22 protein-coding genes are annotated in these 20,985 nt (G+C 44.6%); 15 read left to right on the top strand and 7 right to left on the bottom strand.

Annotated features, from left to right (window positions below; genetic code table 11):
* Positions 1-13: 13 nt before the first annotated feature.
* A complete protein-coding gene (locus R7E38_RS05490) occupies positions 14-313 on the top strand; it encodes a DUF3301 domain-containing protein (protein WP_005380315.1) in 300 nt (99 codons plus the stop codon).
* Here the strand turns inward: R7E38_RS05490 and R7E38_RS05485 are convergent.
* Positions 273-758, bottom strand: coding sequence for a GNAT family N-acetyltransferase (locus R7E38_RS05485; protein WP_005385338.1), 486 nt, complete (start codon positions 756-758; stop codon positions 273-275). The genes R7E38_RS05490 and R7E38_RS05485 overlap by 41 nt on opposite strands.
* Before the next feature lie 931 nt (positions 759-1,689).
* Here R7E38_RS05485 and R7E38_RS05480 point away from each other — a divergent pair.
* From R7E38_RS05480 to R7E38_RS05445, 8 genes are all read left to right on the top strand, one after another.
* A complete protein-coding gene (locus R7E38_RS05480) occupies positions 1,690-1,983 on the top strand; it encodes a hypothetical protein (RefSeq protein WP_012841496.1) in 294 nt (97 codons plus the stop codon).
* Entirely contained in the window at positions 1,980-2,429 is a 450-nt protein-coding gene (locus R7E38_RS05475; protein ID WP_005380310.1) for a YaiI/YqxD family protein, read from the top strand. The genes R7E38_RS05480 and R7E38_RS05475 overlap by 4 nt, the downstream gene beginning before the upstream one ends.
* Before the next feature lie 194 nt (positions 2,430-2,623).
* Positions 2,624-3,613, top strand: coding sequence for a ketoacyl-ACP synthase III (locus tag R7E38_RS05470; RefSeq protein WP_226083466.1), 990 nt, complete (start codon positions 2,624-2,626; stop codon positions 3,611-3,613).
* Complete coding sequence (locus R7E38_RS05465) at positions 3,610-4,596, top strand: NAD-dependent epimerase/dehydratase family protein (protein ID WP_005380308.1); 987 nt, start codon at positions 3,610-3,612, stop codon at positions 4,594-4,596. Before R7E38_RS05470 ends, R7E38_RS05465 begins: the two co-directional genes overlap by 4 nt.
* Positions 4,565-5,428 carry an MBL fold metallo-hydrolase gene (locus R7E38_RS05460; protein ID WP_226083468.1) on the top strand — a complete coding sequence of 288 codons (864 nt, stop codon included), beginning with the start codon at positions 4,565-4,567 and terminating at the stop codon, positions 5,426-5,428. Before R7E38_RS05465 ends, R7E38_RS05460 begins: the two co-directional genes overlap by 32 nt.
* The gene (locus R7E38_RS05455) at positions 5,416-6,684 is read left to right on the top strand and encodes a F390 synthetase-related protein (protein WP_411978670.1); all 1,269 of its coding nucleotides are present in this window, start codon (positions 5,416-5,418) and stop codon (positions 6,682-6,684) included. The genes R7E38_RS05460 and R7E38_RS05455 overlap by 13 nt, the downstream gene beginning before the upstream one ends.
* Positions 6,672-7,784 (top strand): ATP-grasp domain-containing protein, encoded by a 1,113-nt coding sequence (locus R7E38_RS05450; RefSeq protein WP_226083473.1) that lies wholly within the window; start codon positions 6,672-6,674, stop codon positions 7,782-7,784. Before R7E38_RS05455 ends, R7E38_RS05450 begins: the two co-directional genes overlap by 13 nt.
* Positions 7,781-8,854 carry a hypothetical protein gene (locus tag R7E38_RS05445; RefSeq protein ID WP_226083475.1) on the top strand — a complete coding sequence of 358 codons (1,074 nt, stop codon included), beginning with the start codon at positions 7,781-7,783 and terminating at the stop codon, positions 8,852-8,854. The genes R7E38_RS05450 and R7E38_RS05445 overlap by 4 nt, the downstream gene beginning before the upstream one ends.
* Positions 8,855-8,960: 106 nt before the next feature.
* Here R7E38_RS05445 and R7E38_RS05440 read toward each other — a convergent pair whose 3' ends face one another.
* The 3 genes from R7E38_RS05440 to R7E38_RS05430 form a co-directional block, all read right to left on the bottom strand.
* A complete protein-coding gene (locus R7E38_RS05440) occupies positions 8,961-10,547 on the bottom strand; it encodes an AbgT family transporter (protein ID WP_005380301.1) in 1,587 nt (528 codons plus the stop codon).
* A gap of 229 nt (positions 10,548-10,776) precedes the next feature.
* Positions 10,777-10,902 (bottom strand): type B 50S ribosomal protein L36, encoded by a 126-nt coding sequence (gene ykgO / locus R7E38_RS05435; RefSeq protein WP_005380299.1) that lies wholly within the window; start codon positions 10,900-10,902, stop codon positions 10,777-10,779.
* 3 nt (positions 10,903-10,905) lie between these two features.
* Entirely contained in the window at positions 10,906-11,166 is a 261-nt protein-coding gene (locus tag R7E38_RS05430; protein ID WP_005380295.1) for a type B 50S ribosomal protein L31, read from the bottom strand.
* A 124-nt stretch (positions 11,167-11,290) separates the two neighbouring features.
* Here R7E38_RS05430 and tsaA point away from each other — a divergent pair, with 124 nt between their 5' ends.
* From tsaA to R7E38_RS05405, 5 genes are all read left to right on the top strand, one after another.
* Positions 11,291-11,986: a tRNA (N6-threonylcarbamoyladenosine(37)-N6)-methyltransferase TrmO gene (gene tsaA / locus R7E38_RS05425; protein ID WP_005380294.1), complete on the top strand. Its 696-nt coding sequence runs from the start codon at positions 11,291-11,293 to the stop codon at positions 11,984-11,986.
* Positions 11,987-12,097: 111 nt separating this feature from the next.
* The gene (locus tag R7E38_RS05420) at positions 12,098-13,813 is read left to right on the top strand and encodes a proline--tRNA ligase (RefSeq protein ID WP_017820763.1); all 1,716 of its coding nucleotides are present in this window, start codon (positions 12,098-12,100) and stop codon (positions 13,811-13,813) included.
* Between the two features lie 178 nt (positions 13,814-13,991).
* A complete protein-coding gene (locus R7E38_RS05415; RefSeq protein WP_017820764.1) occupies positions 13,992-14,660 on the top strand; it encodes a tellurite resistance TerB family protein in 669 nt (222 codons plus the stop codon).
* Between the two features lie 111 nt (positions 14,661-14,771).
* Entirely contained in the window at positions 14,772-14,978 is a 207-nt protein-coding gene (locus R7E38_RS05410) for a YaeP family protein (RefSeq protein ID WP_005391765.1), read from the top strand.
* The gene (locus R7E38_RS05405; RefSeq protein WP_005380289.1) at positions 14,978-15,169 is read left to right on the top strand and encodes a DUF4250 domain-containing protein; all 192 of its coding nucleotides are present in this window, start codon (positions 14,978-14,980) and stop codon (positions 15,167-15,169) included. The genes R7E38_RS05410 and R7E38_RS05405 overlap by 1 nt, the downstream gene beginning before the upstream one ends.
* Before the next feature lie 104 nt (positions 15,170-15,273).
* Here the strand turns inward: R7E38_RS05405 and R7E38_RS05400 are convergent, their stop codons facing one another.
* Positions 15,274-16,638, bottom strand: coding sequence for a sodium-dependent transporter (locus tag R7E38_RS05400; protein ID WP_033905531.1), 1,365 nt, complete (start codon positions 16,636-16,638; stop codon positions 15,274-15,276).
* 378 nt (positions 16,639-17,016) lie between these two features.
* Between R7E38_RS05400 and R7E38_RS05395 the strand changes: the two genes are divergently transcribed.
* Complete coding sequence (locus R7E38_RS05395) at positions 17,017-19,563, top strand: Ig-like domain-containing protein (RefSeq protein ID WP_226083483.1); 2,547 nt, start codon at positions 17,017-17,019, stop codon at positions 19,561-19,563.
* Between the two features lie 137 nt (positions 19,564-19,700).
* Here the strand turns inward: R7E38_RS05395 and R7E38_RS05390 are convergent, their stop codons facing one another.
* A complete protein-coding gene (locus tag R7E38_RS05390; protein ID WP_213898546.1) occupies positions 19,701-20,444 on the bottom strand; it encodes a YggN family protein in 744 nt (247 codons plus the stop codon).
* A gap of 61 nt (positions 20,445-20,505) precedes the next feature.
* Entirely contained in the window at positions 20,506-20,985 is a 480-nt protein-coding gene (locus tag R7E38_RS05385) for a GreA/GreB family elongation factor (RefSeq protein WP_005380280.1), read from the bottom strand.

Here is a 20,985-nt window from a genome sequence, read left to right as displayed (position 1 = left end):
GAAAGGTTCAGGAATGATTGGTGATCTTTTAGCAATTTTAGGGCTCTGCTTTTTCTGTTACCTGTTTTGGCAACAGCGTCGCCAAGCCGAACTCGCAAAAGCGGCCATCACGCGTAAATGTGAGCAATTGGATCTCCAATTAATCAGCATCGCCTTTGGTGCCCATAAACTAAAAACGCCAGACGGAGTCTGGCGTTGGCATACGGTGTATCAATTTGAGTTTTCATCTCTTGGTGACGATTGCTACCAAGGAGAGTTAACCATGGTCGGTTTCAGGCCGCAGAACTTTCACCTACCACCGCATCGCTTGTAAATTCCATTTCAAAGTAAGGACCATATATATCCTTACTTTCTTTTGTTTTAACAAATCCCAGCTTTTTCAGTACCGCCATAGAAGCTTGATGATTGCTATTCACGTTAGCTTTCACCTTATTCAAGCCCAACTCACGGCACGCTTTGGGGAAAAATGCTTTTAGTGCTTCTGTTGCTAACCCTTTACCCCAATATGATTTATCAAAAATAAACCCTAATTCAGGTTCGGAATCGAGATTAGCAATAAACACGTGCCCCATATAGTCACGACTGGTGCTCTCTAGCACTGCCATACTATAAATGTTCTCATCATCCAGTATTTTCTCAAACATCTGTTTGGCAGACGCAACTGTATACGGACCATTCAATTCAGCACGGTTTTTCGCACAGCAATTCAGCATGACGAATTCTAGTTGCAACGACTCATTGTAGGGTAGAAGAAGCATTCTTCTGGTTACTATGGCCACATCTGTTCCTTGATTACAACAAACTTAATCTATCCGCAGATCACAAACTCGATGAGCTGAACATGCTCAATGATTGCGGGCATAACACCTTGTAGAGAAGCCGAAAGTTAAACCAACTGGTTGGAAAGGATATTGATCTGAGTTGTTTTTTATTAAGTGTTATTAGGAATTTATATATTTTGTGATATTGATATCCCCAAGCAACATCGAGATGCTTAATTCAATGAGAACACTGGATATCGTTTTTATATAAGAAAGACCCCGACACATAAGTATCGGGGTCATGGTCTTACTCGCAGCAGTCCGGCTACTAAAAGTGCTCCATGCATCATCCATAATAGTGGCTGATTCCGTCAGCTTATTCCTTACGTCGCCGTCCTAGCGGTGTCCTTATCATCCTGACTGCTAACATTCCTCGTTAGCACACGTCACTTGTTCCTTGAGCGGTGTCCCTTGCATCTTCCTGATGCTGTCCATAACCTCAATCCTAGAGGGTCCATTGTCTATCCTTAGTCATCAACATCCTATTGATGATCGTATCCTTACAATGTCCTACGCTCCATGCTTGATTAATCATCCTGACCAACCAAATCGTCTTCCTGACGATAACCAAATCCTTGGTGCTTTCCTGTTCCATGTCTGCTTCCTGCTGACAACTCTCAATTTACGCCTTTTCCAAAAATAGACAATCTATCCAAGATAAATATTTGGCTCTCACATTGGTTAACAAGTTGTTAAATCATTATTTATCATAAACTTAAGCTCTTTATCTTCTCTTTTCCCGCTTACGAAATCGTTTTCTCTCACAACCTATGTAAGAGATCTCTCACACTACACTCTCCAAAATGCCATTCGCCAAATTAGCGCACTCAACGTATGATGATAGATATATCGTTGTTAAGGATTAAAAATGTTAACTCAAGACGTTACTAAAGAATTAGAAGCGGTAATGGAACAACTGCAACAACAAGGAAAAGAACCAACCGTAGCGTTAGTGAAAGCACGCTTGAAAACGCCCGTCCCAATGCCTGCATTAATCACCGCAATAAAAAGTTGGAAAAGTGCTCAGCGTGTTCCCAAGGTTGAAGTCGCAGCACAAGCGCACACCGATAATGATCGTCTTGCAGCGCTAGAAAGCACGGTGAAAAAATTAGTGGCTCGTATTGAAGAGCTAGAAGCCAAGCTAAGTGAGAAATCATCATGAAGTTATGGGTAGATGCAGACGCGTGTCCAAAAGTTATTCGCGAAACCATTGTGCGTGCCGCCGAGCGTACGGGGATTGAATGTACGTTTGTCGCTAACCACGTTGTCCCTGTGCCGAAAAGAGACAACATCCATTCGCTACAAGTCCCTGCGGGATTTGACATCGCAGACAACGAAATCGTCAAGCGTGTAGAAGCCAACGATTTGGTGATCACGTCAGATATTCCGCTTGCAGATGAGGTTATCTCTAAAGGCGCTCAAGCCCTCAGTTCTCGTGGCGAGCTCTATACAAAAGACACCATCAAAGCTCGCCTAAATATCCGCGACTTTATGGAAACCATGCGTTCAAGCGGAATTCAGACAGGTGGGCCCGCCGCGCTTTCTCAAACCGATCGACGCGAATTTGCAAACCATTTGGATCGTATTTTGGCGAAATTTAAGAAGTAACCCTCACTCTATTCAAATTGAGCCAGCAAATAAAAGCCTGGCTCATTCCTGAAAATTCATTCTCAGCATTGCACCCAAAGCGTGCTCTTACTCCCATTTGTTTTGTTCTGTTTATTTTTCATCTCGCTCACCATAGCTTCAATATGCAACGTAGTTTATTTTGAACGACGTTTTTAATAAGTGTATAGAGAATAATGGGCTTTAACATCGTTTCCAGTGGAAGCTACCTGCCAACGAATCAATGGTCTGATCGAGAGATGGATCACTTCCTAAAATTAGCGCCAGGGACCTGCCGAAATAAATTCGACGTTGAATATCGTCATGTAGCCAATACAAAAGAGACCGCTATTTACATGGCGGTGCAGGCAATAGAGCAGTGTTTAGGAAACACACATACCTTAAGCTCCGTTGATCTCCTTATCTACGCTAGCGGTACACACCACCAGTCTCTACCCTACGACGCTTCAGCGGTTCTCGCCGCGTTAGACGCTCCAACATGGCTAGAAAGCTTTGATTTGAACAGCACCTGTTTATCCTTTCTCTCTGCGCTTGATCTTGCTCAGAGTCTATTCTTAGCAAAACGGTACCGTCGGATTCTTATTGTCACCAGCGAACTCGCCACTGGCATCACACTGAATCGAAATTTTACGCTCAAACCAGAAGTTGCAACCTTATTCGCGGACGGTGCCGCCGCATTTTTGCTCGAAGAACACAACGATGATGGATTGCTCACCAGTCACTTTGAAACGCATCATACCGGGTATTCATTTTGTCAAATTAAGGGCGGAGGTAGTCATATCAATCCGCATACCTCCGAGCATCAAGCCTATTTAAGAAGTTGCCAGTTTGAGATGGAGGGCAAAGCACTCTTTAAACATGTGCGTAAAGCCTTACCAGCGTTTCTAAAAAAAGGGTTTGACGCCTCTCCGGTAACACTCGGCGATATTGATTATTTTCTTCCTCATCAAGCCAGCGCGCATGGATTAAAAAAACTGCCTTCACTCACCGGGCTACCAACAGAGAAAACCGTTAATCACTTTTCGACTTTGGGAAACCAAGTCGCCGCCTCACTCCCAATTAACTTACACTGGCTGCGTAATCAGCCAGAAACCGCAGGAAAACATGTGTTATTAGCTGGCACCGCCGCAGGGTTGTCGCTAGGGATGGGAGTGCTAAAACTATGAAGATATTGGTCACTGGTGGCAGCGGGATGTTGGGTAGCGCAATTCTGAGAATGTTTCACCAGCAGCATGAACTGCATTTTATAGCACGAAATACAGTCATCGCTAAACAACTCGCCGAGCAATTCGATGTTATCCCCCATATAGTCGATTTAAGAGACCACTCAGCAGTTCATGCGGTATGCCAAGGTATGGATGCAGTCATCCATTGTGCCGCTCTCTCAAGCCCATGGGGAAAGTGGCAGGCGTTTTATCAAGCCAATGTAGATGCCACCAAAAACCTCGTCAATGCGGCTAATACGCATCAAATCTCGCGTTTTATCCATATTTCGTCCACCAGCGTCTACTTTGACCATCAAGACCGTTGGAATATTAGAGAAACCGACGCCATAGCTTCATACTGGTGTAATGATTACGCACACACAAAATATCTATCAGAAATTGAAGCCGTAAAAGGTCGAAGTAAAGCGATCATTTTAAGACCGCGTGGCATTTTTGGACCCAATGATCGCGCGATTATCCCAAGAGTGCTTAAGGCGATAAAAAACAACACTCTGCTTCTGCCATCGGGTAGAAATCCTGTGGTTGATCTGACCTATGTCGACAACGTTGCCCATGCAGCGATGCTCGCTTGCACTCAGGCAGACCGACTTCAGCATGGTGATGTGTTCAACATTTCCAACAACGAACCAATGCCAATTGAGACTGTTCTGCAAGCTTTATGTGAGGGGTTAAACCTAAAAGTAACGTTACAATCATTACCATACGGTGTGGTATCACCATTATTAAAGCTCAGTGAGCAAATACGAAGGCACTTACCACATCAGCCAGAACCAAGGCTCACCTCATACAGCGCAGGATTGTTTAACTATCATCAAACTCTGGATATCAGCAAGGCGAAACAAACACTGAATTACCAACCGCTTTTTTCAATTCAAGAAGGAATACAGCAGTATGCAAACTGGTCTAAAAATAAAAATCTTTGAGGCTGGACACTGCGTACACCCAGGCTTTGTTGTCAAACCAGGTTCTGGTATCAAGCCTAGAGCATTTCCGGCAGCCGTTGCGTTAATTCAGCACCCAACACAAGGCAACATCCTGTTTGACACGGGATATCACGAGCATTTTTTTAGCGCGACTCGCCCCTTCCCTGAACGTTTTTATGCTTGGACAACACCTTGTCGCTATAAAAAAGAACACGGAATTGTTGCTCAGTTAGCAAAAGCAAGTCTCAAACCTCATGATATTGAACACTTAGTGCTCTCCCACTTCCATGCTGATCACATTGCTGCCGTGTCTGAGTTTTCCCACTCTCAATTGCATTGCCAACAAAAAGGGGTAGATGCAATTACTAAAAGTGGTCGAATTGGAGGCGTAAGAAAAGGATACCTAAAAGCTCTACTTCCTCCACAGCTTGAACCTAACTTATTCATTCATAGTGATTTTTCTGTACCAATCAGCCAAATTCTTCCTCAGTGCCAAGGTGTTAATTTGCTCTGTAAAGACATGTTCGACGACGGATTCATTTATATGGTTAGCTTGCCAGGCCATGCAGCTGGCCAAGTGGGCTTGCTGGTTAAAAGAGACCAAGGTTGGCTATTCTTACTCGCCGATGCATGCTGGTTAATCGAGAGCTTGAGTGAAAATATTGATCAGCATTGGCTGGCGAACATGCTTTGCGATGACACAAATGCCTATAAAAACACCCTCTCCGAATTGAGAAGTTGCTACCAACAAACCCACCACTTTGTTCGCTTCGTGCCTTCACATTGTCAGGAAACTATCCGGCAGCTAATCAAAGAAGGGTGGATGAAGTGATAACGCTTATCTCAGAATTCTGGCGAACCCGCTACCGCCCTTTCGGTTCAAGGGAACAAGTCGAAGCGTGGCAGCAACAACATTTAACGCAACACCTGGAATGGGTATGCTGTCATTCACCGTATTACCGCTCACTTCAAGGTGCAGCACTCAGTGATTTCCCTATCATGAATAAGCAAACCATGATGGAGAACCTCTCGGAGTTGAATACGAAAGGCTTAGATGCTGAACAGCTAATGCAACAAGCACTCGACGCAGAACAGTCACGCAACTTCGCCGCTTCGAAAGTTGGCGATGTTACTGTTGGGCTTTCCTCGGGCACATCAGGCATGCGCGGGTTGTTTCTTGCTGACAAACAGGAAACGCAACTATGGGCTGGCAATATATTGGCTCGCCTGTTGCCCAACCTATGGCAAAAGCACCGAATTGCGCTAGCCTTGCGCGCCAACAGCCCACTGTATAAATCCGTCGCGAAAGGCCCTGTCACATTCTTTTATGCGGATTTAACTAAACCTTACCAAGAATGGATAAAAGAGTTGGATGAGTTCCAACCCACGCTTTTGGTTGGTAGTGCGCAAGCTCTTCAGCTCTGCGCCCAGTTCAGCGGTCAATTTGGTCAACCCGCAATTCAACCACAGCGGATCATTTCTGGTGCAGAAGTCCTAACTGAGAGTGACCGTCACTTTATTTCTCAACGGTTCGACAGCGAACTCCATGAAGTCTATCAATGTACCGAAGGTTTTCTTGCATGTACTGATCAGCATGGACAAATGCGCTGGAATCAAGATGTTGTTTACATCGAAAAACATTGGCTGAATACCGAACGTACTCATTACAGCCCAATTATCACCGATTTTCGTCGTAAAACTCAGCCCATTATTCGTTATCAGCTCGACGATATTATTGAGAATAAACAGGATAATGGCGTATTTGAACCTCTTGGCGCGATTGCCGGACGATGTGGTGATCGCCTCACGCTAAACGCAAACCACGTCCCAGTGACGGTGTTACCAGATCTCATCTACCGCGCTATAACACTATCCGCCCAAGGCCGCGTGGATTACCGAATCACCCAAACAAGGTCACAAGCCATTCAAATTGAAGCGGATGTTCACCACCATCGGGTTATACATCAAGCCTTGATAAAGTTGTTTGACCAATTGCGGCTTGATCCTGTCAGATTTAGTTACCGCCCTGCGCCTATTTGGACGCCAATGAATAAACAACGACGTGTGGTGAACATATGCGGGTCTTAATCACCGGAGCACGAGCACCAGTTGCACTAGAGTGGGCAACCATGTGTATGCATCATGGACATGACGTAACTCTCACCGATTCGCTAAAAAAACCTCTAGGATCGTTTTTGCGAGGCATCGAGTCTTATATCCCCACCGCTTCGCCTCGATTTGCGTTTCCCACCTATCAACAGCAGATCCTAAAAATCATTACTCAGATGCGTATTGATATGGTGATACCCACTTGTGAAGAAGTGTATTACTTGGCTCATGTTGCCAAACAATGCCCAGAAGTAGATTTTTTTCTGCCCAATGTGGGACTACTCAATGCCCTGCACAACAAGTTGACCGTCTTTGAACAGCTTCAAAGTTTGCCAGAAATCACACTTCCAAAAACTCGTTTGGTCGCTGATAAAAGTGAGATTGAAATTAATAAGAGAACCATTCTAAAGCCCGTTTACTCTCGGTTTGGCGGGCAAGTCATAAGAGATGTGACAACTCAGTCTATTTCTGCCGCCACGATATCGCCCCTTTACCCTTGGGTTCAGCAACAAAAAATCCATGGGACTCCGGTGTGTAACTATGCCATTTTTGAACATGGTGACCTTAAAGCACACCAAGCTTATGTGCCGAAATACTGTGTAAACGGCTCGGCCGCCAGTGCTTTTCAGCCGATCTCGTGCGAACGACTAGATACATTTATCGCAGCTTTTGGTAAACGTCATACTTATCATGGGCAAGTGTCGTTTGACTTCATCAAATCACAAGATGAACTCTACGTGATTGAATGTAACCCAAGAGCCACCAGTGGTTTGCACCTACTCTCGTCTCGATGCAACCAACTGCTTCCTAATATGGAGTTTACCAGTCCTTCCAAGCAGCGATTGCATCATTTAGGTCCAATAACACTCATCGCTGAAGGCGGGTTATCCCTGTTCAAGGCTCGAACTTGGCAAGATTGGTGGTCTGGAGTGAATGTGATGCAACAGCATAACTTACCGGTCGGGAGCCAAATCCGGAGTATGTTTGAATTACTCCGGTTAGCTAGGCAGAACAAGACGAAGTGGAGCGACGCTTCTACCGTTGATATTGAGTGGAATGGAGAGGCATTGAACTCATGACACTTTCCTCTCAAGAATGGCATCAAACCTTTATCACTCTTATGCAGTCAAATCCTATTGATGAATGCACAGCAAGCTTTGGTTGCTACTATATCGATGATGTTGCCATTCCTTACTCCGTAACACCAAAAATACCAAACAACTGTTATGCAGTCTCCCCTATGACACTGCTTAGTGGCTACGCCGAAGAAGAGCTTCACAAAGTCAAAAATGTGGCTGTTCGATGGGTATGTAAGTTACTTATTAATATGACTAAACCAATCTTATCATTGGCTGGATTGGATCAAGTCCAAACGCTCAACAATCAGTGCTTGTCCACCAATATGTATAGCGAACAATGGGCAGCCTTAAATCTCGATGAACTGCGTCGCGTCGCACTCGATAAATATCCCACCTTTCCCTTGGTACTTCGCTCCATTAACCAACGTCAACAATCACGCTTTATTCAGCGATTAGAGCAGCAGCAATGGCAAAGCTTGGTAACACGACAAGTGTATTTACTTGATGATTGGCAAGCGTTCAGCTTCAACCGAGATTTAACGAAAGACTTCAAACTGCTTAATGATAAAGATTGGCAGTTTAGGCCACTGACCACTGATGAAGAGTTTCAGCGTGCCAAAGAGTTATATGACATGCTTTACCTTGATAAATACAGCATCAATAACATCCAGTTTTCAAACCAATATTTAAAACAGGCGAGCCAGAACAAATTAGTAAAGTTAGTGGGACTGTTTTATCAAGAAGAGATGCTGGCTACGTTAGGCATTGTAGAAATTGATAATGATATGACTTGCCCAATTTTTGGCTACGATACCAATAAGCCACAACGCCTCGCATTGTATCGTCGAATATCGGCCTATACCATCCGCCACGCAATGATATTCCAGCGTCGCTTTAATATGAGCTCAGGTGCTCCGGCTTTTAAACGCAACAGAAAAGCCCGGCCAGAAATTGAATTTAGCTATGTTTATATTGCGCACTTACCTTGGTACAAACGCATAATTTGGAAAAGCTTATGCTGGCTCACTCAGCACTTTTATCGCCCTTTGTTGATGCGTTTTCAGCTATAAACCGACATCTATAATCAGGTAAGCCTGCGTACACAGTCTCAATCGACAAAAAAGCCTGCGACGTTCGCAGGCTTTTTATAATGGAGCTGTGTGAGGAAACCGTTTTCTACGGTGTGTAGTATGTTGCTGCGCCAGGGCCTACTGGTAAACCAAATACGAATACCCATAGGTAGAACAGCACACTCCAACCTACAATGAAGCAGATTGAGTAAGGTAGCATGGTCGCGATCAGCGTACCGATACCTAAGTTCTTCATGTAACGAGTCGCTACGGCAAGAATCAAACCAAAGTAGCTCATCATTGGAGTAATGATGTTTGTCGTCGAGTCACCAATTCGGTAAGCAGCCTGAATCGTTTCCGGTGCATAACCAACAAGCATCAACATTGGAACAAAAATCGGAGCCGTTACTGCCCACTGCGCCGATGCCGAACCAATCATTAGGTTGATAAATCCACACATCAGGATGAAGGCAAAGAACAACATTGGGCCAGTTAAGCCAATTTCTTGCAGGAAGCTAGCGCCAGCAACCGCGAATACCTGACCGAAGTTAGTCCATTTAAAGAAAGCAACGAACTGAGCCGCAAAGAAAACTAATACAATGTACATGCCCATAGAAGACATAGATTTCGCCATTGCATCAATTACATCGCGATCCGTCTTCATCGTGCCAACAACTTTACCAAACACAAAGCCTGGAATAGCAAAGAACACAAAGATGAATGCCACGATACTTTTCAGGAATGGTGAACCTGCAATTGTACCTGCATCAGAACGTAGAATGCCGTCTTCTGGAACAACCGTCCAAGCAAGCAGCGCTGAAACAACCAGTACAGCAACACCTGCTAGTTTTAGGCCTTTCTTCTCAATGTCTGTTAAGCCACCCATTTTGTCGTTCGACAAATCTTCTGAGGCTTCTTCTTCACTGTATTTGCCAAGCTTTGGCTCAACAATTTTTTCAGTAACAAACGCACCTGTGATTGCAATGAAGAATGTCGACACAAACATGAAGTACCAGTTAACTTCTGGACCAACAGTGTAAGTTGGGTCAATCATTTGCGCCGCCGTTTCAGTAATGCCTGACAACAGCGGGTCAACCGTACCAATAAGTAGGTTTGCTGAGTAACCACCAGATACACCAGCGAACGCCGCAGCAAGACCGGCAAGTGGATGACGACCTAAAGAATGGAACAGCATTGCAGCCAGTGGAATAAGTACCACATAGCCAAGCTCTGATGCCGTATTTGAAATGATACCCGCGAAAACGACCGTCACTGTTACCATGCGTTGAGATGCACCCATTACTAAGCCACGCATTGCTGCAGATAGCAAGCCTGAGTATTCAGCAATAGCAACACCCAACATCGCAACCAATACCGTACCCAAAGGTGCAAAGCCGACAAAGTTTTTCACTAGATTGGTAACGATTAGTTCAAGGCCATCAGCGTTAAGCAAGCTAACGACATGAATCATGCCATCCGCGGCACGACCTTTTGCACCCTCAGGACGAGGATCAACTACGGAAACTTCGAAGTATCCTGCAATACCCGACATCACCAGAATGGCTAAACAGAAAATGGCAAATAGTGTGATCGGGTGGGGTAATAAGTTCCCCAAATATTCGACAGTATCCAAAAAGCGCGTAAACAGCGGCTTCTTAGGCGAGTTTTGTTTAATTGAATCAGATGAACTCATCTGTTCCCTCCTTGTTTTTATTCCTATGCAAATGTGACAAAAATGTCAAAAAGCGTGCGAAGGGTACTTGAGTAGAAGGTCAAATAAAAGCCCTAAATGTTACAAACTGTGACGAACAGAGGCATTTATAACCAACATTGAATAAAAATGTAGATATTTCATCCATGTAAGATAATTAACTCAACATTATCAATTAAACAAAACCATAAGTTAGATATATGCTGGCTGATTACTTTTGCACAGCTTTGAATCTCGGGTTCGTTTTACAAATGACATAAAGACGCCCTCTCCGTTTTACAATCTGACAATCCGGATGACGACTTTTTGCACTTTTTAATGATTTTACTACCTTCATGATTTATTCCTTTTCGCTCTTAAATTGACCAAAACGACGGTTGAAGTTCGCAATTCGACCTTCGGTTTGTACAACGCGCTGTTTACCGGTGTAGTACGGGTGAGAAGCTGACGACACATCTAACGTAAAGTAAGGGTAAGTTTTGCCATCTTTCCATTCGATGGTTCTCTCCGTTTTCAACGTAGAACCAACGACAAAGTACTTATCTACACTGGTGTCGTGGAACACCACAGGACGATATTCAGGGTGGATTCCTGGTTTCATAATACTTTTTCCTTTCAATTAAATTGTTATGTTATAACATTTTAATTAATAATCATTATCAACAAGAAAAGCAAGAGAAATTTGTGATACTTTTCATCTCAATGAATTCTTAAAGATGTCCACCATGTATTCCATCGAACCCATCGGCGTCATTGAGACACCGTACAAAGAAAAGTTTGCAGTTCCGCGCCAACCACGCTTAGTACCAGAGGCTAAAGCACGCGTAAAACTGTTAGGTGCAGCAAATAGCCCTGAAGCAGTGCGTGGGCTAGAACAGTTTTCTCACGTTTGGTTGTTGTTTCTATTTGATCAGAACCTGGAAGCTGGTTGGAAACCAACTGTACGTCCGCCACGATTAGGCGGCAATGAACGAATTGGTGTCTTTGCCTCGCGCTCGACTTTCCGTCCAAACGGAATCGGAATGTCAGCCGTTGAAGTGAAAGGAGTCACTAAGCAAGGCGATCAAATCTATCTTGATTTAGGCAGTGTAGATCTCGTGGATGGGACACCGATTGTGGATATTAAGCCTTATATTCCCTATTCGGATTCTATTTCGGAAGCACAAGGCGGATACGCAGACCAAGAACCAGAAAAGTCACAAGTCACCTTTTCTGCTCAAGCATTAGCAACGATAGAAAATCGATCCGATACTGACTATGTAAGATCAGTCATTGAACAAGTTCTGGCACAAGATCCTCGCCCTGCATATAAGAAAAACAAGCCGGACGACAAAGAATATGCGGTAAATTTGTTCGACTTGAACGTAAAGTTCACAGCAACAAGCAACTTAATAACGGTTACCGCTATTGAAAGCTTTTGACAAACGCAATTGGCTGATATTATAGACGGCTAACAAATTTCCCTTTAGGGAACTCCCATACTCCTGCTTATTCAAGCTTGAGTATCTAACTTAAATAAACGGATAAATTTAATGCGTACCAGTAATTATCTTCTTTCTACTCTGAAGGAGACTCCAAACGACGCAGAAGTAGTGAGCCACCAGCTCATGCTACGTGCAGGTATGATCCGTAAGCTGGCTTCAGGTTTATACACCTGGCTACCTACTGGTCTACGTGTACTGCGTAAAGTCGAAAACATCGTTCGTCAAGAAATCGACAATGCAGGCGCAGTCGAAACTTTGATGCCCGTTGTTCAGCCGTTTGAACTATGGGAAGAGACAGGCCGCAGCGAAAAGATGGGTCCTGAGCTACTTCGCTTTACTGACCGTCATGTTCGTCCGTTTGTACTTAGCCCAACCGCTGAAGAAGTGATCACTAGCCTTGTTCGCAATGAAGTGAGCTCTTACAAACAGCTTCCGCTAAACCTGTACCAAATCCAAACTAAATTTCGTGACGAACGTCGTCCACGCTTCGGTGTAATGCGTTCACGTGAATTCTCAATGATGGATGCGTACAGCTTTGACATTGATAAAGACGGCCTACAAAAGTCATACGACGCAATGCATGATGCTTACTGTAAAGCATTCGATCGCATGGGTCTGGATTACCGTCCTGTACTTGCAGATAGCGGTGCTATCGGTGGTAGCGGCTCTCAAGAGTTCCACGTACTGGCTGAAAGCGGCGAAGATATCATCGCATTTTCTAGCGAGTCAGATTACGCGGCAAACATTGAAAAAGCAGAAGCACTAGCTCCAGCCTCTGAGGCTGCGGCACCAACACAAGAAATGACGTTGGTTGATACGCCAAACGCGAAAACAATCGCTGAATTGGTTGAGCAGTTCGAACTACCAATTGAAAAAACAGTGAAAACACTGTTTGTGAAAGCATCTGACGAAGTTGATACGCCAATCATCGCGCTTATTATTCGTGGTGATCATGAACTGAACGAAGTGAAAGCAGAAAACCTTCCTCAGGTTGCAGCTCCATTGGAAATGGCATCTGAAGAAGAAATTCGTGAGCTTATCGGTGCAGGCCCTGGTTCACTAGGCCCTGTTGGCCTTAAACTGCCGTTCATTGTTGACCGCAGCGTTGCGGTAATGAGCGACTTCGGTGCGGGCGCGAACATCGATGGCAAACACTACTTCGGTATTAACTGGGGTCGTGATGTAGAGCTTGGTCAAGTTGAAGACCTACGTAACGTTGTGGAAGGTGACCCAAGCCCATGTGGCAAGGGCATTATCCAGCTTAAGCGTGGTATCGAAGTTGGCCATATCTTCCAACTAGGTAACGCTTACTCCGCAGCGATGAACTGTGGTGTACTGGGTCCTGATGGTAAGAACGTCATCCTAGAAATGGGTTGTTACGGTATCGGTATCACTCGCGTAGTAGCGGCTGCTATTGAGCAAAACCATGACAAATACGGCATCATCTGGCCAGATGCAATCGCACCATTCCAGGTTGCGATCGTTCCAATGAACATGCACAAGTCAGAAGAAGTAAAAGAAGCCGCTGAGAAATTGTACGCTGAGCTAACGGCAATGGGCATCGAAGTGCTATTTGACGACCGTAAAGAACGCCCAGGCGTAATGTTCTCTGACATGGAGCTTATTGGTGTACCGCATACAATTATTATCGGTGACCGCTCAATGAAAGAAGGCAACTTCGAATACAAGAACCGTGCTACTGGTGAGAAAACAGCAGTCGCAATGACTGACATTGTTGAGCACGTAAAAGCTCAACTAAAGTAAGCACTCGACGAGTTCGCATTTGAAGTAGTTTCAAATAGTTAAAAAGGGTTGGCTTCGGTCAGCCCTTTTTATTACAGCTCAACATCCTCCCTCCACCTTTTTCGAACTATTCACTTTGTTAATCTTTGGTTCAGCTTCTTGCTATTAGACTGATTTCATCATCTAAAGGAGGTCAGTTATGGATTTAAAAAGTCTTCTAAACCAAGCACTCAAATCAGACTTACTTAAGCAAGGTGCAGATGCATTGGGCAAACAAACCAACAACATCAAATCCTCATCAAATTCAAGTAGCCTAAAAACGCTAGGAGCAGGTGCTGTAGGCGGAGGCCTCATCGGTATGCTGATGGGCTCAAAGAAAAGTAAAAAAATGACTAAAAAAGTAGGGTCAAGCGCATTAAAAGTCGGTGGCGCAGCTGCGCTTGGAGCCTTGGCCTACAAAGTGTATAACGACTGGCAAGCCAAGCAATCCGGTCAAGGTGTTCAAGAAACCTTTGACCCCGATGACAGTAAACACAGTGTCTTAATTTTAAAAGCAATGATTGGAGCTGCAAAAGCTGATGGTCACGTTGATGAAGAGGAAATGGCGCGCATTGAACAAGCTCTCGCGGATATGGGCGCAGATGAGCACGTTCGTCACCTCGTTCAGCAAGAGTTAAACAAACCGCTTGATCCTGCTGAAATTGCTAATCAGGCGACCTCTCCTCAACAAGCGTCAGAAATTTACCTAGCGTCTTTGATCGTCGCTGATGAACAAAACTTTATGGAAAAAGCGTATCTGCAAGAACTAGCAAAACAACTTCAACTTTCACCAGAAGTCACTCAGCAGTTAGAAGCACAAATGCAGTGATTAAATCTCGCTCAAGCAAACCTTTAACTTGAGCCAAAACAACTCTGTACTTTGAGTTTCAAATCCGCTGTGTGTATATTGAGATAAGTTATCATTTAGTGGAAAGAAAACATGCAAGTATACGGCTGTTGTGAACTGGTTCGTGAGCTTTATGCTCAGATTGGTAGTGGCGATCAAGCTTATATTCCCCAAGCAATTTCATGTGCAGTTAAAGCACTGAACGATGTTGCAGCGGATGAATCGCTACCAAAAGAAGTGCGTGAAAAAGCGGCATTTGCTGCGGCAAACCTACTGATTTCAGATTTTGAGGATAAGTAATGAATCTAGCGAACTTTGAATCCATGGATCCTGTCATGCTGATGAGCATTGTGAATATGAAGCTACGCGACGACTTCGGTGGTGACTTAGATAAACTGGTGGCTTTCTTCGATATCGAACGCACAGCACTGGAGACAAAACTGGCTTCTGCTGGTTTTGACTTTCTTCCAGAAGCAGGACAATTCCGTTAATCAACACCATTCTTGGCGGATAACCGAAACGAGAATAACCAATATCAAAAAGGGCTTGATGAGTTACCATCAAGCCCTTTTCTTTTATTCGATAGACGTCTCGGTTAGCCAAATGAAGCCCAGATGACTGTCGCCACAAGAATTGGACATACAAACTTCACATACGCAGGCCATAACTTACCAAACCAACCTTGCGTAAACTCCGGGCAACCTTGCTCAAGCTCTTTGATTTTTGAGTTGCGATTCCATACCCAACCACCAAATAAGCAGAATAAGAGCGCAGCGGTTGGTTGTAGATACTGAGTAGCAACCGTCGCGACCATACCAAATAGAGCACCAAAATTATAAACAATCACCACACTGAACAAAGCAATGAGACCACCTAAAACCCAGCTCGTTGCGCTGCGCTTAGTATTGAAGCGCTCACTCACTAAAGCCACTGGACACTCTAACATTGAAATGGAAGACGTTAGCGCCGCAATCGTCAACAATAAGAAGAACACAATAGAGAATAATTGACCAAGCAAACCTAAACTATCAAACATTAGTGGCAATACCGTAAACACTAACGTATCTGAGCTTAAGAGAGAGCCATCTTCTGCATAGATTTGAACGCCCTTTTGCATTGCTACAAACATCGCTGGCATCACCACTAACCCTGCAATGAAAGCAACGGCAGTATCTACCATGGTCACGTTCATCGCCATCTTTGGTAGGTTTTCTTTCTTACTCAAGTAAGATCCGTAAATCAACATTGAGCAGCCACCGATCGTAAGCGAGAAGAAGCCCTGTCCCATTGCAGCAAGAATCAACTTGCGGTCCCATACCTTTTCAAAATCCGGCACTAGGTAATGTTTCAGACCTTCCATCGCACCGTTTTGCGTCATGATGTAAGCAAATAGCAGAGCAAACAGAACAAACAATGCTGGCATCAAACGTGTGGACCACTTCTCAATACCTTGTTTTACGCCACCTTGTACGATGAGAATCGTCAGTACATAAAAAGTAATGGTTCCGAACAAGTTACGTTCAACACTAAAGCCCTTTAGCCATTGAGTTGCAGCTTCTAACCCCATTAGATCTGTGATTGCACCCAGTAAAAAGCAGATCAACCAACCACCAACAATTGAATAAAACGCTAAGACAGCGCTTGGTACGCTTAAACCAATCCAACCCACAATGCCGCCGAGCTTTTTACCGGTAGGGTTATCTGTGATTGCACGCATACTGTCTACAGGGTTGGCTTGACCATGGCGACCAATCGCCATTTCAACCACCAGCATCGGAAATGCGACGATAAGAATCATCACCAAATAAACTAACAGGAAAGCACCGCCACCATTACTGGCTGCTTGAGTTGGGAAGCCCCAAATATTACCAAGGCCAACTGCGGCGCCTGCGGCAGCTAAGATGAACCCGAGACGAGAGCCAAAATGCTCGCGAGGCTGAGAAGAGGTTTGCTGTGTCATACTACTCACACAAAAATATCATTGAACTAGCTAACTAGTACACTATAGCAATATTCACTATTCAACAAGAGCACCTCGGTTAAATCCTCGACAGTTGAAACAATTTATAGTCATTCAGCTTGTAAATTTTAACGTACATCTCATATTCATCGCTCAAAATCCTCGTGACTGTTGCTCGTTTCACATGACTAAATTTTACGAATCCTTCTGCCGTGAAGTGAGCCGAAAAATAATGAGCTCTGGTGCAAGGAACGAACTGTTCCTCGTGATACTGTGTCGAAAAGCAGAATATTGTGCTTCGCTTTTTCCCCCTAATGTCTATTTATCAGCTAGTTATTACTCTGTTCTCATTTATACCCATGATTCAAGGAGAGGAAAATGAAGGTCACCCTACTTCACGGAGCGATGATTGTAGCACTCAGCGCCAGCTACCAAGCTCAAGCCTATAACTGTCAAAGTCTACCCGACTGGGACAGCACTGCGACTTATACATCGGGCGCTTTAGTAAAAACGCAAGGAGCCGCTTATGAGGCTGCATATTGGACGCAAGGCAATGATCCCGTGACCAACTCAGGATCTTGGGAAGCATGGAAAGCGTTAGGGCAATGTGATGGTGGAAGCAACAATTTATCACCAACGGTGTCGTTCTCCTCTCCAATAAACAACGCACAAATTCCCGAAGGCAGTGCGATCACTTTGTTAGCCAACGCAGCTGACGAAGATGGCCAAATCACACAAATTGAGTTTGTTGCAGGCAACCAAACCGTTGCTGTGGTAACTCAAGCACCATTCGAAGCTTCTTGGACAGCTATTGAAGGGATCTCGCAATTGACCGCAATTGCGACAGATAATGAGGGAGCTGTTAGCACCACGACGATTTCTATCCAAGTTCAACCACAAGTCGAATTACCGCCACCAAGCATTTCATTGACAAGCCCAGTAGGCACAGAAGTGCTTAATGTAGGCGATAACCTAACCGTAGCCGCTCAAGCTGACGATATTGATGGTGTGGTCACACAAGTTGAGTTCTTCGTAAACAATCAATCTGTCGCCATTGATACTAGCGCACCTTACGAATATCAATGGACCGCTAGTCCAGGTACATACTCGTTCAAAGCACAAGCGACTGATGATACAAACCTCGCAACGATGAGCCAAGAAGTAGCGCTGGTTATTAGTAATTCAGAAACCGGAACGGGCGGATGTGCAGATGCAGTACCTTATGTGGCAGGCACAAGTTATCAAGCTGGCGACCTGGTTTCTCACTTCAACCAAAAATATCGTTGTGATGTTGCTGGTTGGTGCTCCTCGGATGCGACATGGGCTTACGAGCCTGGTGAAGGGCTATACTGGCAAGATGCTTGGAGTGGCCTAGGTGCTTGTTCGACACCACCGCAAGTTACCATTACGGCACCAACGGATGGACAAGTCGTGCTCGCTGGCAGCAATAACGAAATCACGGCAAACGCAAGCGATGCTGATGGCACAGTCACGCAAGTTGAGTTTTTTGCGAACAACACCAGCTTAGGGGTCACCACTCAAGCGCCATATTCCGTTACTTGGAACGCCACACTTATTGGCGCTAACCAGCTTAAAGCCGTCGCAACCGATAATGATAACAACACGTCAGAGTCCCTGGTTGGTGTGGAAGTCAGCGATAAAGATTTGGTCGTCTCTCTGACTTCACCAAGCAGCGGTCAGACCACCAGATTAGGCAAAAGCCTCGCATTAAGCGCCGATGCAACGTCTTTAACTTCAAGCATTAAACACGTTGATTTCATGATCAACGGCTCTATTGTTGCAACCGATACCACGGCACCTTACACAGCCAACTGGACACCAACTGCACTTGGTAACTTTACAGTTAGCGCCCAAGCTGTGGATTTGTCAGGAAGCAATGCATTGTCTGACGCCGCTGCAATAACGGTGGTTGAGCAAGTAGAGAAACGCCATAAACTCATCGGTTACTGGCACAATTTTGTAAATGGTGCGGGCTGTCCAATTCGTCTAGCAGATATGGCAGATGCTTGGGATGTGATTGATATTGCCTTTGCTGAAAATGATCGCAACAGTGATGGCACTGTGCACTTTAATCTATATTCAGGCGATATTTACAGCGATTGTCCAGCACTCGATCCAACACAATTCAAGCAGGACATGGCAGCGCTTCAAGCTAAAGGTAAGAAGTTTGTTCTCTCTCTTGGCGGCGCAGAAGGCACGATTACGCTGAATACCGACCAAGATGAAGCAAACTTTGTCTCTAGCCTAACAGGTCTTATCGCTGATTGGGGCTTTGATGGTCTAGATGTGGATTTAGAGAGTGGTTCTAACTTAGTTCATGGCTCGCAAATTCAAGCTCGCCTTGGTCGTGCTTTGCTTCAAATAGAGCAAAACATGGGTGGCGATATGTACCTAACCATGGCGCCTGAGCACCCTTATGTTCAAGGCGGCTATGTAGCTTACAGCGGTATTTGGGGAGCTTACATTCCTGTGATAAACGAGACACGCAGCACGCTCGACTTGCTTCACGTCCAGTTATATAACAACGGCGGTTTGCCAAACCCATACCTGCCAGGCAGTGCACCAGAAGGCTCTGTGGATATGATGGTAGCGCAATCTAAAATGCTTATCGAAGGTTTTGAGTTGGCCGACGGCACTCAATTTGCACCATTGCGCGATGATCAAGTCGCAATCGGTTTACCTTCAGGTCCTAGCTCGGCAAATTCAGGGCAGGCTCCAACACAGAATATTATCAACGCACTAGATTGTTTAACCAAAGGCACTTCATGTGGCACCGTTAAACCAGCGTACCATTACCCGAATTATGCAGGGGTAATGACATGGTCTATCAACTGGGATCAGCATGATGGCTTTAACTTCTCAAAACCTGTCGGCGATAAACTCACCGAGATGAATACGCAATAAGCTATCAAAGAACAAGCGAGTAAAACGCAAATATCGTCTTGTTTCCATTACTTATTCAAGTATGTAAAAACGAAAAGAGAGCACAATCGTGCTCTCTTTCTTTATCTCATTGAGTTTTTTTACTTTTTAATGAGTAATTAAATCGTAAATACTCGGTAATCTTTTAGCTCAGGGATTTTCTTCAACAGATCGTCTTCTTGCCCTGCCATGTCATCCAGCGAATCGCACAAGTCTTCTGCTTGTTGTTCTACCTCTTTCGAATGCTCGGCTAAACGCTCTTCTACTTTCGCGCTGAGCTCAGCCATACTCTCTGATAATGCAGTGAGGTTTATTCCTCCCTCTTCCTTCATTTTTTTCGATAAAGCATCCAACGAACTGGCTAAAAACTCTTTATTGAAGATCTCTTGTGCTTTTGCAAAGTCTTCAGTCCACCCTTGTGTCATAGACTCAAAACTCTCCGCAGGCAGGATGAAATCACCATCTTTGTAGTAACGTGATTCAACATCAGCGAAAAAGTCCTTTACTGCGACTTTTACATTATCAAACGCACCAGGTGCATCGAGGCTTTCCGCAACATCATCAATAATATCATTCGCAAGCGCTAAACCATCACTCGCCAATTGCTTTGCTTGTGGAATATACGCGTTCATTTTTTCGCGATAGTCTTCAATTGCCGCTTTTTGGTCGGCATTGAGTTCAATTAGCTCACCTTTGATGAAGAGGTTGTTATCCTCATCCACGACAGCTTTATCACCTGTCGTTTGGCGAATTTCCAAGCTTTGCCCATCCATACGGACTTCATTATTGATGTCCACACGACACTGCGCTGCATAACCAGTAGCACTGACCATCAGCAATGAGAGTGTAAAAAGCTTTTTCATGTCATTCTCTTTTATTTAACATTACTCGTGTTAAACATAACACTGAGTGATACATGAGATGTCAGCAAATCGTCACGACTTCGTAACAAGTTGTTTTATCTCCTATTTTCACGTCAACCTCATCACCCTCTTCTTTCCCGAACAACGCTCGACCCAGAGGAGATTTGGCTGTTAAGACAAAGACTTCCAGAGTCTGATATTGAACAGTCAAACCACCAGAGCAAGGGCCTACAAAGAAGTGCTTTTCGATCAAATTCTCATCTGCGAGAACAACGTAAGCACCAACACCAACAGGCGCATTCTTAAAGTTACGAGTCACTAAAGAACGATATTGACGCAACTCCTCTTCACTATCTTGAATTCGCATGGCTTGTCCATGAGCAAGATACGCGGCTTCAAGTGCCAATGTATCGTACTTGTGCTCGGGAACAGTTTCTTCATCTGTGGCGGCATCGATAGCTCGCTGAGCCGATGAATGGGCAACTTGAAGTTTTTCTTCCAGATGTTGGATGATAATTTGGACTAAGTCAGCTTTGTTCAT

The organism is Vibrio sp. Vb2131 (assembly GCF_033338535.1).
GTDB lineage: Bacteria > Pseudomonadota > Gammaproteobacteria > Enterobacterales > Vibrionaceae > Vibrio > Vibrio alginolyticus.
This window is presented reverse-complemented; position numbering and strand designations above follow the sequence as displayed.

Excerpts from the sequence above, each read along its gene's own strand:
- R7E38_RS05440 (WP_005380301.1), bottom strand. The coding sequence starts at position 10,547 with ATGAGTTCATCTGATTCAATTAAACAAAACTCGCCTAAGAAGCCGCTG.
- R7E38_RS05410 (WP_005391765.1), top strand. The coding sequence starts at position 14,772 with ATGCAAGTATACGGCTGTTGTGAACTGGTTCGTGAGCTTTATGCTCAG.
- ykgO (WP_005380299.1), bottom strand. The coding sequence starts at position 10,902 with ATGAAGGTAGTAAAATCATTAAAAAGTGCAAAAAGTCGTCATCCGGAT.
- R7E38_RS05415 (WP_017820764.1), top strand. The coding sequence starts at position 13,992 with ATGGATTTAAAAAGTCTTCTAAACCAAGCACTCAAATCAGACTTACTT.
- R7E38_RS05470 (WP_226083466.1), top strand. The coding sequence starts at position 2,624 with ATGGGCTTTAACATCGTTTCCAGTGGAAGCTACCTGCCAACGAATCAA.
- R7E38_RS05460 (WP_226083468.1), top strand. The coding sequence starts at position 4,565 with ATGCAAACTGGTCTAAAAATAAAAATCTTTGAGGCTGGACACTGCGTA.
- R7E38_RS05420 (WP_017820763.1), top strand. The coding sequence starts at position 12,098 with ATGCGTACCAGTAATTATCTTCTTTCTACTCTGAAGGAGACTCCAAAC.
- R7E38_RS05430 (WP_005380295.1), bottom strand. The coding sequence starts at position 11,166 with ATGAAACCAGGAATCCACCCTGAATATCGTCCTGTGGTGTTCCACGAC.
- R7E38_RS05485 (WP_005385338.1), bottom strand. The coding sequence starts at position 758 with ATGCTTCTTCTACCCTACAATGAGTCGTTGCAACTAGAATTCGTCATG.
- R7E38_RS05465 (WP_005380308.1), top strand. The coding sequence starts at position 3,610 with ATGAAGATATTGGTCACTGGTGGCAGCGGGATGTTGGGTAGCGCAATT.
- R7E38_RS05475 (WP_005380310.1), top strand. The coding sequence starts at position 1,980 with ATGAAGTTATGGGTAGATGCAGACGCGTGTCCAAAAGTTATTCGCGAA.
- R7E38_RS05400 (WP_033905531.1), bottom strand. The coding sequence starts at position 16,638 with ATGACACAGCAAACCTCTTCTCAGCCTCGCGAGCATTTTGGCTCTCGT.
- R7E38_RS05385 (WP_005380280.1), bottom strand. The coding sequence starts at position 20,985 with ATGAACAAAGCTGACTTAGTCCAAATTATCATCCAACATCTGGAAGAA.
- R7E38_RS05390 (WP_213898546.1), bottom strand. The coding sequence starts at position 20,444 with ATGAAAAAGCTTTTTACACTCTCATTGCTGATGGTCAGTGCTACTGGT.
- R7E38_RS05480 (WP_012841496.1), top strand. The coding sequence starts at position 1,690 with ATGTTAACTCAAGACGTTACTAAAGAATTAGAAGCGGTAATGGAACAA.
- tsaA (WP_005380294.1), top strand. The coding sequence starts at position 11,291 with ATGTATTCCATCGAACCCATCGGCGTCATTGAGACACCGTACAAAGAA.
- R7E38_RS05445 (WP_226083475.1), top strand. The coding sequence starts at position 7,781 with ATGACACTTTCCTCTCAAGAATGGCATCAAACCTTTATCACTCTTATG.
- R7E38_RS05395 (WP_226083483.1), top strand. The coding sequence starts at position 17,017 with ATGAAGGTCACCCTACTTCACGGAGCGATGATTGTAGCACTCAGCGCC.
- R7E38_RS05405 (WP_005380289.1), top strand. The coding sequence starts at position 14,978 with ATGAATCTAGCGAACTTTGAATCCATGGATCCTGTCATGCTGATGAGC.
- R7E38_RS05490 (WP_005380315.1), top strand. The coding sequence starts at position 14 with ATGATTGGTGATCTTTTAGCAATTTTAGGGCTCTGCTTTTTCTGTTAC.
- R7E38_RS05450 (WP_226083473.1), top strand. The coding sequence starts at position 6,672 with ATGCGGGTCTTAATCACCGGAGCACGAGCACCAGTTGCACTAGAGTGG.